The 11,477-nt window shown below is 37.5% G+C and carries 7 protein-coding genes; all 7 read left to right on the forward strand.

The window, feature by feature from the left end; all coding sequences use genetic code 11:
- Window positions 1–187: DsbA family protein (locus LC574_RS07995; protein ID WP_229452646.1), on the forward strand; the 187-nt coding region annotated here is incomplete at its 5' end.
- Window positions 141–503 carry a hypothetical protein gene (locus LC574_RS08000; protein ID WP_229452654.1) on the forward strand — a complete coding sequence of 121 codons (363 nt, stop codon included), beginning with the start codon at window positions 141–143 and terminating at the stop codon, window positions 501–503. The genes LC574_RS07995 and LC574_RS08000, both read left to right, overlap by 47 nt.
- A 222-nt stretch (window positions 504–725) precedes the next feature.
- Entirely contained in the window at window positions 726–1,271 is a 546-nt protein-coding gene (locus LC574_RS08005) for a cupin-like domain-containing protein (RefSeq protein ID WP_229452656.1), read from the forward strand.
- 81 nt (window positions 1,272–1,352) lie between these two features.
- Window positions 1,353–2,603 carry a diaminobutyrate--2-oxoglutarate transaminase gene (gene ectB, locus LC574_RS08010; protein WP_229452657.1) on the forward strand — a complete coding sequence of 417 codons (1,251 nt, stop codon included), beginning with the start codon at window positions 1,353–1,355 and terminating at the stop codon, window positions 2,601–2,603.
- A 156-nt stretch (window positions 2,604–2,759) separates the two neighbouring features.
- Window positions 2,760–5,537, forward strand: coding sequence for a non-ribosomal peptide synthetase (locus tag LC574_RS08015; protein WP_229452658.1), 2,778 nt, complete (start codon window positions 2,760–2,762; stop codon window positions 5,535–5,537).
- Between the two features lie 33 nt (window positions 5,538–5,570).
- Window positions 5,571–10,235: a type I polyketide synthase gene (locus LC574_RS08020; RefSeq protein WP_229452660.1), complete on the forward strand. Its 4,665-nt coding sequence runs from the start codon at window positions 5,571–5,573 to the stop codon at window positions 10,233–10,235.
- Window positions 10,236–10,288: 53 nt separating this feature from the next.
- Complete coding sequence (locus LC574_RS08025; protein WP_229452662.1) at window positions 10,289–11,395, forward strand: pyridoxal-dependent decarboxylase; 1,107 nt, start codon at window positions 10,289–10,291, stop codon at window positions 11,393–11,395.
- The last annotated feature ends 82 nt before the right edge of the window (window positions 11,396–11,477 follow it).

Consider the following 11,477-nt stretch of genomic DNA (forward strand, 5'->3'; position numbering starts at 1 on the left):
TTGCCCCTGGTGTAGAATAGGGAAAAAGCATCTGTTTGATGCACTGGCACAATGGCCAGAAAAAGAAGTGGATATCCGATGGCATCCCTTTATTCTCGACAATACCGTTCCTGATGAAGGGTACGAAGTTATGGCTGAGTATGCTGACTGGCTACGGATTTGCGTCATTAGTATCAGAGCAATTTAGAGAAACAGAATGGAATCGAATAAGGAAGAATGATTATATTCAATCATTACCTAATCGTCAAATTCTCTGGAGAAAAATAGGTAAAGATAAAATTGCGATCGCGGTTAATGGAATACCTACAGTAGTTCCTTTATATCCCAATATTGAAGCAGTAATTAAAACTATCAATTCTGGAGAAATCCAGAGTGTCAAAAGAATTTTAGAGGATTCAAACTCTTTAGTTAATAAAGAAGATAGTAGAGAGGATAGTGATGAAGGAATATTAGGATTGCTAAATACATTGTTAGGTAATGGCGGCCTTAAAATCGTTCAATAACTTTTTTGTCAAACAAGCCAATAATTCTTGTTAATGGCAATAAATTGTAGAACTGATATAGCTGAGAAAAAAGAAACAGCAGAGAACTAAACACAAGAAAAACTCAAGTAATCATCATGGAAAAACTTATTTTGTCCGAGCGCGAAATTGATGAAATTAAGTCACTAGTTAAGGATATTACCTCTCAATACTCTTCAGTAGAAGACAATCGTTTTTTAAAAGATGCATCAATTATCGCTCACGAGCTTCCTAAGCGAATGGTACTGGTATAAATGGTGGCGTTACTGTCAGTTTTTCTTGGGGTCTTCTAATAGTATTACTCCACTACATTTTGATTGTCTTCTGACTAATAATATTTTTTTTCAAATTGTTGGGCGTAAACAATTTACTATATTACTACCTGAAAATGCAAAATATTGTTATCGCAAGGGCTGGCGATGGTTTCTTGTGAATCCAGAAAATCCAGACTTCAATAAATATCCTGAATATAAAAATGCCAGACCAATTAAGTTTATCGTCAATCCTGGTGAGATTTTATATATGCCACCTGGGACATTACATCATGTTAGAAGCTTAGATATGTCGATTTCTTTTAATATTGATTGGCATACAAGAAAAAGTTCTTTGAATGCCCTAGCAGCCAGTGTCAAAGGTATGCCTATCCAAAACTCTTACTATAACTTTTTACTGGCTATGGGATTAGTATTTAAAATACCTTCTCAAGTAATATTCAAATTTTATAAATCATATTTGAATTATGTCTCTTGATAACAAAAATAAATTTTACCTCCAAATAAACTAAATAAGTATGTTCAGAAGGAATAAAAAACTTAAATGGAAAGAAGTTGTATGAATATTTTTGAAAAGTGCGAATCAAACGTTAGAAGCTATTGTCGTAGTTTTCCAGCCATATTTCATCGGGCTAAGGGTTCGATTGTTTATGCTGAATCAGGTCGAGAATATATAGATTTTTTTGCAGGTGCAGGCGCATTAAACTATGGGCATAATCATGACTACATAAAACAAAAAGTCATTTCCTATTTGGATGCTGATGGGATAGCTCACGGCTTAGACATGTATACTTCTGCTAAGGAGAAGTTTTTAGCTAAGTTTAATGAAGTTATACTAAGTACAAAACACTTAGATTATCGCATTCAGTTCTGCGGACCAACTGGAACAAATGCCGTCGAAGCAGCTTTAAAATTAGCTAGAAAAGTAAAGAAAAAGCCTGGTATATTCTCCTTTATGGGTGCTTATCATGGAATGACTTTAGGTAGCTTATCAATTACTGCTAATACCGGAATTCGAGCAGGGGCAATTGGAACATTAAGTCATGTCACATTTATGCCTTATCCCTATGGATTCATGGAGAGTTTTGATACGATAAAATATATAGAGACAATTTTAAATGACGTTAATTCAGGAATTGAAAAACCAGCCGCAATAATTTTTGAAACAGTCCAAGCTGAAGGGGGGGTTGTTGTTGCTCCCATTGAGTGGATGCAAAGACTAAGAAAGTTGTGTGACGATCATGATATTTTATTAATCTGTGATGATATTCAAGTAGGTTGCGGTAGAACAGGCTCTTTCTTTTCTTTTGAAAGAGCGGGTATTGTTCCCGATATAGTTATACTTTCTAAATCGATTAGTGGATATGGATTTCCTATGTCTTTATTGTTAATTAAGCCAGAATTAGACATTTGGGAACCTGGTGAGCATAATGGCACATTTAGAGGTAATCAATTGGCATTTGTCGGGGCTACTGCTGCTCTAGAGTATAGAGAAAATAGCAGTCTTGAACAGGATGTTAAAACAAAAGAAATTTTCTTGAAAAATTTTCTGTCCCAACAAATATCACAAATCAATGAAAATATAGCTATACGGGGAATAGGAATGATTTGGGGTATAGATTTGGCTAACTTTGGTGGTAGTAATTTGGCAAAGAAAATTGGAATGTGTTGTTTTGAAAAAGGGTTAATAGTTGAAACAGCAGGGAGAAATGATACTGTTATCAAATTATTGCCTCCTCTAACGATTGATATGCCTACTTTAAAAGAAGGTTGTTTAATCATAGAAACAGCTTTTAATGAATGTTTGTAAATTAACTAGACTAAACCATAATAGAATGTGACTTTGATTCCAATCTTTATTAATGCTCATTACTAGTGAACAACTTATTGTGACGATAATTTCTCTCATTTACCTACTTCATTCCACTATTCTGCTAATACAACCAGTTTCAAGCAGCTAAAAACGATGAATACAATATTAGATTCCCAAGAGCTATTTTCTCAAAAAATATACTGGTTAAATCAGCTTTCTGGAGAATTACCAGAAACAAACCTAATACAGGATTATGCTAGACCCTCTCAGTATACTGGAAAAAATAGAAGTCATTATTTTGAGCTACCTGATTATTTATCTCAGGGAATTATCAAGTTAGCTAAAGGGTCTGATTTTTTGTTGTACTTAATGCTTTTATCGGCATTTCAGATACTGCTGCAACGGTATTTTAGAACTAATGACCTTATCGTTGGAATACCAGTTTACAAGAAAATAAATGGTGTAAATCTAGACTATTTGAATGATTATAAACTGATTCCCTTAAGAACTCAGTTATATAGTGAGATGACATTTAAAAGTTTTCTCATTCAAGTCAAAGATAATTTAACTCAGGCATATAGTCATCAGGACTATTGCTTTGATGAATTAATTGGATTATTAAATTTACCTCAAGCAGAGAACCGATGCTCGTTATTTGATATAGTTATACTATTAGAAAATATTCATAATAAGACTGATGTCCTAAAATTTAATAACGATATTACAATTTCTTTTATTGCCAAAAATAATAAAATTTGCGGTTCGATAGATTACAATGAAGCCATTGTTAATAGCGAAAATATTAAACTAATAACTAATTACTACACAAACATAGTAGATAGTATTGTAAGTAATGTCGATATTCAGATATCAGATATTGTTGTTTTAAATGATTTCGATGAACAGAAAATTATCCAAAAATTTAACTGCAACATTAAAGAATATCCAGTCGATAAGACAATAAATCAGTTATTCGAGCAACAGGTATATAAAACTCCTAACAATATAGCTGTAGTTGATGGAGGCACGAAACTAACTTATCAAGAGTTAAATGACAAAGCTAATCAGTTAGCTGTAATGCTGCGTCAACTAGGACTCGGTAAAGGTGAGTTTGTAGGCATATTTAAAGACCGTGATATAAATTTTCTGCTCGCTATTCTGGCTATATATAAGGCAGGTGGTGCTTACGTACCGATTGATAGCACTTATCCGTCAAATAGAATTGAATATATGTTATTTAATAGCGAAGTTAAGTTTCTCTTAACTGATACTTCCTTATTAACTGTTTTGACAGACTTAATAGATAACTGCTCTCAATTAAAATCGATTATTTGTTTAGACGGGGTTATTCCCGAAAGCATACAACTAACTCATCACCAGAAATTAACAATATACGATCAACTTGGTTTTATTAACCTGACCAAAGACAACTTAGAGCAAATAAATGATGCTAGCGACCCAGCCTATATGCTCTATACTTCCGGTTCCACAGGACTACCCAAGGGAGCAATAGTTAGACATGATGGTGCAGTTAATCATATTTATGCTCAGTTCGATGAGTTGGAGTTGACAGAAGAATTTTGTTTTCTCCAAAGCGCCCCTTCTTCAACTGATATTTCCGTTTGGCAGTTTTTAGCACCGCTTTTAATTGGCGGAAAGACGGTAATAGTAGATATTGAAACTGTTGCGATTCCTGATAAACTATTTAAAGTACTTAAATTAGAAGAAATAACAGTTGTTGAATTAGTACCAGCATTATTTGGGGGGGTGCTTGAACATACTTCAGGGCTACCAAATAACGAAAGAGAATTGCCTAATTTAAAATGGATGATGGTTGTGGGGGAACCAGTATCGGTTAATTGGGTAAATAAGTGGCTCCAAGTATATCCCGAAATCAAAATTGTTAACGCTTATGGTCCGACCGAAGCTGCTGATGATATTACCCAGTTTATCGTTGACAAGCCCTTGCCAGAAAATCAGCGAACAATTCCAATTGGGAAACCGCTAGCGAACTTAAATCTCTACATCCTGGATGAACAAATGAAATTATTACCGATTGGTGCTCCAGGAGAGATTTGCGTATCGGGAATTGGTGTGGGTGCTGGTTACTGGAAAAATGAAGAAAAAACGAAATTAAGCTTTGTTCCGAATCCGTTTACAGATGGGAGGAAGAAGTTACCAGCAAATCGCGCAGATTTAATTTATAAAACCGGAGATTTAGGAAGGTGGCTTCCCGATGGAAATATAGAGTTTCTCGGACGTATTGACCATCAGGTAAAGATTCGTGGTTTCCGGGTTGAGCTTGGTGAAATAGAGACATTTCTTGGTGAGCACCCTAATGTCCGTGAAAATGTAGTTGTGGTTTATCAAGAGGAAGTAGATAACACGGTATTAGTTGCTTATGTGGTTGCAAAGACAGAGCCATCTTCTAGTATTAGCGAACTGCGTAGCTTCTTGAAGGAAAAATTACCTGACCACATGGTTCCTTCTGCCTTTGTAATGCTGGAAAATCTACCGTTAGCACCAAGCGGAAAAATAGACCGTAAAGCTCTGCCTAAACCAGATAATCTTCGCCCAGAACTGGAAACAGTTTACGTATCACCGCGAAATGACATAGAGCTTGCAATTGCTGATATATGGCAGAAAACACTTAAAGTTGAAAAAGTCGGTATTCAAGATAACTTTTTCGAGCTGGGTGGTCACTCTTTAAACGTGCTTCAAGTCTACGGCAAACTGCGAGAACTATTTAAAGCTGACTTAGCTATAACAGACCTTTTTAAATATCCAACTATCAGCTCTATCTTTCGGTATTTAAACCAAGAAGAAGATGATGTATTTGCGAATCAAAGCAATGAATTAAATGAAGAGTTAGAAGTTGGCAAAGCCAGGTTAAAGCAACGTTTTTTACGAAATCAACAACAACATGTTTAACAAATAGCCAACAAACAATAGGTAACATGAGTTATGGAAAACTCAGCATCTTTAACTAACACAACTGGTTTGGAAATAGCTATTATTGGCATGAGCGGCTGTTTCCCTGATGCTAAAAATATTGACGAATTCTGGCAAAATCTTCGAGATGGTGTAGAATCAATACATAGATTCACCGACCAAGAATTACAAAATTTAGGTGTAGATCCTGCCTTATTAAGCAACCCAAATTATGTTAAAGCAAAGGGTGTAGTAAAAGATGTAGACTTGTTTGATGCTTCATTCTTCGACATTAGTCCCAGAGAAGCTGAAGTCATGGACCCTTCACTGCGTTTTTTCTTGGAGCATTCATGGAAAGCACTTGAAGATGCTGGTTATAGCTCTGAAGTTTACAAAAAGCCTATTGGTGTCTATGCTGGTACAAGTTTTGGCAGTTATTTACTTAACATTTATTCAAATTACGATATTGTAGCCTCTGTCGGTGATAAGCAGATAGAAAAAGGAACTTCTCCAGATTACGTTACTACACTTACTTCTTATAAATTAAACTTAAATGGGCCCAGTTATGCGGTGCAAACTACTTGCTCAAGCTCATTAATTGCTGTACATTTAGCCTGCCAAAGTTTGCTCAGTGGTGAGTGTAATATTGCTTTAGCAGGAGGAGTTTCAATATCAATAGAAAATGGTTATTTATATCAAGAAGGAGGAATTGAATCTCCCGATGGACATTGCCGTGCTTTTGATGCAAAGGCTGCGGGAACCGTAACAGGAAAGGGTTTGGGTCTTGTAGTTCTCAAACGTTTAGAAGAAGCGATCGCAGATGGAGATTGCATCCATGCGGTGATCAAAGGCTCTGCAATTAACAACGATGGGTCAGATAAAGTTAGCTACACAGCACCGAGCGTAAATGGTCAAGCGAAGGTAATTAGGGCGGCTCAAGTTATGGCTGAAGTCGAACCTGATACTATTAGCTACATTGAAGCACATGGAACAGGTACTAAACTAGGCGATCCGATTGAAATAGCTGCCCTGACGCAGGCTTTCCGCGCGAAAACTCAAAACAAAGGCTTTTGTCGTATTGGTTCTGTGAAAACCAACATTGGACATTTAGATTCAACTGCTGGGGTTGCAGGCTTGATTAAAACCGTACTAGCCTTAAAACACAAACAAATCCCGCCTAGCTTAAACTTTGAAGAACCATCACCCCAGATAGACTTTGCGAACAGTCCTTTCTATGTAAATAACAAATTATCTGAGTGGAAAACTAATGGTACTCCTCGCCGTGCGGGTGTTAGTTCCTTTGGTTTTGGTGGAACAAATGCCCATGTAATTTTAGAAGAGGCTCCCATACCTCAACCTTCTAGCCCTTCTCGGTCTTGGCAGTTATTATTACTTTCAACCAAGACAAATACAGCACTCTCAACTGCTACAGAAAATCTGGCTAATTACCTCCATGAACATCCAAGTTTAAATCTTGCTGATGTTGCTCATACCTTGCAAGTGGGTCGCTGGAATTTGAATCATCGCCGCATGGTAGTTTGCCAAAATCAAGAAGATGCGATCGATGCATTGCGAGACCCTCAAAGGGCTTTCAGCCATTACCAAGAACCTTGTAATCGTCCGATTGTATTTATGTTTTCCGGACAAGGTTCGCAATATGTAAATATGGGTCGGGAATTATATGAGAGCGAAACCGTATTTAGAGAGCAATTTGATTACTGCTGCGAACTGCTTAAACCTCACTTGGAATTAGACTTGCGTACAGTTCTCTATCCCAGCGAAGAAAAAGCTCAAGAAGCAACACAAAAATTGCAACAAACAGCAATTACTCAACCAGCGCTGTTTGCGATCGAATATGCTTTAGCCAAGTTATGGATGGCATGGGGTGTGCGCCCTGAGATGATGATTGGTCACAGTATAGGAGAGTATGTAGCTGCTACTTTGGCTGGAGTTTTTTCTTTGGAAGATGCTTTAGCGATCGTGGCAACACGAGGAAAACTGATGCAGCAGTGCAACAGTGGTGCTATGCTCTCGATTGGGCTGACACAAAAGGAAGTACAACAACTGCTAGGAGAGGAAATTTTTCTAGCTGCAAATAATACACCTTCTTCCTGTGTGGTATCGGGTTCCACAGAAGCAATAGACCAATTGCAACAGGAGCTACAACAAATAGGTGTAAGCTGTAGACGTTTGCACACTTCCCACGCCTTTCATTCTCAAATGATGGAACCCATCATTGAGATCTTTGTCCAATTTCTACAAAAGGTAAAACTAAATCCCCCAAAAATTCCTTTTATATCTAACGTCAGCGGTACTTGGATTACAACAGCCCAAGCAACAGACCCTAATTATTGGGCGCAACATTTGAGACAGCCTGTACGTTTTTGCGAAGGAATTACAGAGTTAGCGAAAACACCCGAAACATTATTCTTGGAAGTAGGGCCAGGACGAACGTTAAGCACTTTTGTTAAACAGCATCAAAAAGAAGAATCTTTAGTGCTGACATCACTTCGCCATCCTCAAGAGCAAGAGTCTGATGTCGCATTTTTACTTAATAGTTTAGGTAAGGTGTGGCTATTTGGTGTGAAAGTAGATTGGTCTGGTTTTTACACTCATGAGCGCCGTCATCGCATTCCTTTACCGACCTATCCTTTTGAACGACAACGTTACTGGATTGAGATAAATAGAAATGCGACTTTAGCAATGATGTCTCAGACAAATTCAAGTAGGAAACCAGATATTGCTGATTGGTTCTACGTTCCTCGTTGGAAAGAATCTACGCCGCTTGAGCTTCTCAAAAAGGGAGAATTGCTAGAGCAAAAGTCATGTTGGTTAGTCTTTGTTGATAGCTATGGAGTTGGATCTGAAATTGCCGAGCAACTCAGACAAAAAGGGCAGGATGTGGTAATAGTGGGGTTGGCAGAGGAATTTACCAGACTTGACGACCATACATACACAATTAATCCCCAACAAAAAGATGACTATGATGTTTTACTCCAAGCACTGCAAGAGCATGATTGGAAGCCACAACAGATAGCGCACTTTTGGAGCATCACACCTGACGATACTTTAACTCGCCAAGAGCCAGACGGACAGATACACTTAAGGCGTCAGTTTTTTGAAGATTGTCAAAATCTCGGTTTGTACAGTCTTGTCTTCTTGGCACAGGCTTTGGGACAGCAAAATATCACTGAGCCGATTAAACTGATGGTTGTCACCAGTAATTTACATGATGTAACTGGTTCGGAGATTTTGTGTCCTGAGAAAGCAACGATATTAAGTCCTTGCAAAGTAATTCCCCAGGAATATCCTAATATTAGCTGCTGTTGCTTTGATATTGTGCTGGCATCACGACATCAGCCATCACAAAAGCATATTGATTATTTACTTGCCGAATTTATAGCACAGTCAACTGACAATGTAATTGCTTATCGTGGAAATCATCGCTGGGTTCAAACATACGAGCCTATCCGTTTAGATGAAAACATTACTGGTAAAGCTAGGTTAAGGAAACAAGGAGTTTATCTAATCACTGGTGGACTCGGAGGTGTTGGTTTAGTATTGGCGGAATATCTCGCAAAGACTGTCCAGGCGAAATTGGTTCTGCTTGGACGAAAAGGACTTCCCGCAAAAGAACAGTGGCAAGAATGGTTGGAAACTCACGATGAAGAGGATAGCATTAGCCGCAAGATTCGCAAAGTACAAGAAATTGAGGCTTTGGGTGCTGAGGTTTTAGCGATCGCCGCCGATGTGGCAAATGAAGAACAAATGCAAAAAGCGATCGCCATAGTAACTGAGCGCTTTGGTACGATTAACGGCGTTATTTACGCAGCAGGTAATAGCGAAGCAGCACATTGTGCTATTGAAGAAACTTCTCAGAGCTTGGCTCAATTGCAATTTAACTCTAAAGTATTTGGAATATTTGTCTTAGAAAAAGTTTTACAGCAACAAGACCTTGATTTTTGTCAATTCACTTCATCTTTAGCATCTATTTTAGGAGGTTTAGGATTTATTTCCTATTCTGCCGCCAACATTTTTATGGATGCTTATGCTCACAAACATAACCAAACTAAATCTTGCTCTTGGAGTAGTGTAAACTGGGATGATTGGGAAATAGAGGAACAACAAGATACAGATTTTGAAGCAAACTTGTCTACATATTCCATCACATCAAAGGCTGGTGTGGAAGTATTTGAACGTTTGTTAACGCTGCATGAAGTAAGTCAAGTTCTTGTTTCCACCAGAGATTTACAAGCAAGAATTCAGCAGTGGATAAAACTAGAATCTTTACGAAATAAGGATTTTTCAAATAACGAAAATTCTTTATCTCTATACTCAAGAGGTAACTTACAAACTGACTATGTTCCAGCCCGCAACCAAATAGAGGAAATTGTTGCCAAAACCTGGGAGAAAGCTTTGGGCATAGAGAAGATAGGTATTTATGATAATTTTTTTGATTTGGGAGGTAGTTCTCTAATCAGTATCCAGATTATCTCTCAGTTACAAAAAGAATTAAATATTCATATCCCTGTAGTTAGCATTTATGAAAAACCAACTATCAGCTCGCTTGCGGAGCTTTTAAGTAGCAATGAGCAGGATTATGTTCAAAAAGAACATTTCCGTACTCAACCTAGAAACGCTTCAATTAAGCGTCGCAAACAAGTAAGACAAAATTATCGAAGAGCAAGTCAAAAGTAGTAGAAACGCAATTAATCGCATCTGTATAAAAAACATAAATCCTGGAGTATAAAGTGGCATTAAGTCAAAAGAGACAAGAAAAAAGTAAGCTAAATCACTTGATTGAGACAGAGTTAACACACCAGTATCTAGTTGCAGATGAAGTTATGCGATTATTTCAACCATCTAGGGGGTCAGTATCTACAGAAGTCAAGATGAATGTGCAAACAGACAATTTGGTTGATGATTTCTTAAGTTCAATTAACACTAGTTCCGACATAACTTTTAATGCACTAGTAGAAAACTTTACTGATAGTGAAGTTCCTATTAATCCCGCTAATTTTGATAGCTACCTTGAATATTTAGCAAATAATGTTGTTAATCATTCGATACATACATCTTCACCACGATTTATAGGTCATATGACCTCTGCTCTTCCCTGTTTTGTGCGATCGCTCGCAAAACTGATGACAGCAATGAATCAAAATGTTGTCAAAATAGAAACAGCCAAAGCCTTTAGCCCATATGAACGTCAGGCTTTGGCGATGATGCATAGATTGGTTTATGACTTTTCTGATGAATTTTATACCCAGCATGTGCAAAATAACCAAAGCACTTTAGGCATATTGGTTTCCGGAGGTACAGCAGCAAACATCATCGCACTATGGTGCGCTCGTAATAAATCTTTATGTGCAAAAAATAGTTTTGCAGGTGTAGAAAAGACAGGTTTAGCAGCAGCTCTAGATTACTACGGTTATCAAGGAGCGGTGGTAATTGGCTCTGAATTGATGCATTATTCTTTTGACAAAGCCGCAGATTTATTAGGCATAGGTACGCATGGGTTGAGAAAAATTCCTACTAATGGTAATAACCAAGTGGACTTATCAGCTTTACGTCAGGCTGTTGCAGATTGTCAGGCCAAAAACTTGCATATTATCGCGATCGTCGGCGTTGCTGGTACTACCGATTCTGGTAACATAGATTCACTTTTAGATATAGCAGATATTGCCCAAGCTGCAAATGTTCATTTTCACGTAGATGCAGCTTGGGGTGGCCCGCTCATATTTTCCGAACAACATCGACAAAAACTTGTTGGTATTGAGCGTGCTGATTCAGTCACAATTGATGGACATAAACCCGGATTTCTCACAAGCAGTAAAAAATCAATTTACATGACCTGATGTAAGGCTTTTTTTGATACATAATCAACTCAAGTGTAAACCGAAAGACAAATTCAGTACAAATCAATATTAATAAAGATAA

The organism is Nostoc sp. CHAB 5715 (assembly GCF_020829685.1).
In the GTDB taxonomy this organism is placed as follows: domain Bacteria; phylum Cyanobacteriota; class Cyanobacteriia; order Cyanobacteriales; family Nostocaceae; genus Nostoc.

Excerpts from the sequence above, each read along its gene's own strand:
- LC574_RS08000 (WP_229452654.1), top strand. The coding sequence starts at position 141 with ATGCTGACTGGCTACGGATTTGCGTCATTAGTATCAGAGCAATTTAGA.
- LC574_RS08005 (WP_229452656.1), top strand. The coding sequence starts at position 726 with ATGCATCAATTATCGCTCACGAGCTTCCTAAGCGAATGGTACTGGTAT.
- ectB (WP_229452657.1), top strand. The coding sequence starts at position 1,353 with ATGAATATTTTTGAAAAGTGCGAATCAAACGTTAGAAGCTATTGTCGT.
- LC574_RS08015 (WP_229452658.1), top strand. The coding sequence starts at position 2,760 with ATGAATACAATATTAGATTCCCAAGAGCTATTTTCTCAAAAAATATAC.
- LC574_RS08020 (WP_229452660.1), top strand. The coding sequence starts at position 5,571 with ATGGAAAACTCAGCATCTTTAACTAACACAACTGGTTTGGAAATAGCT.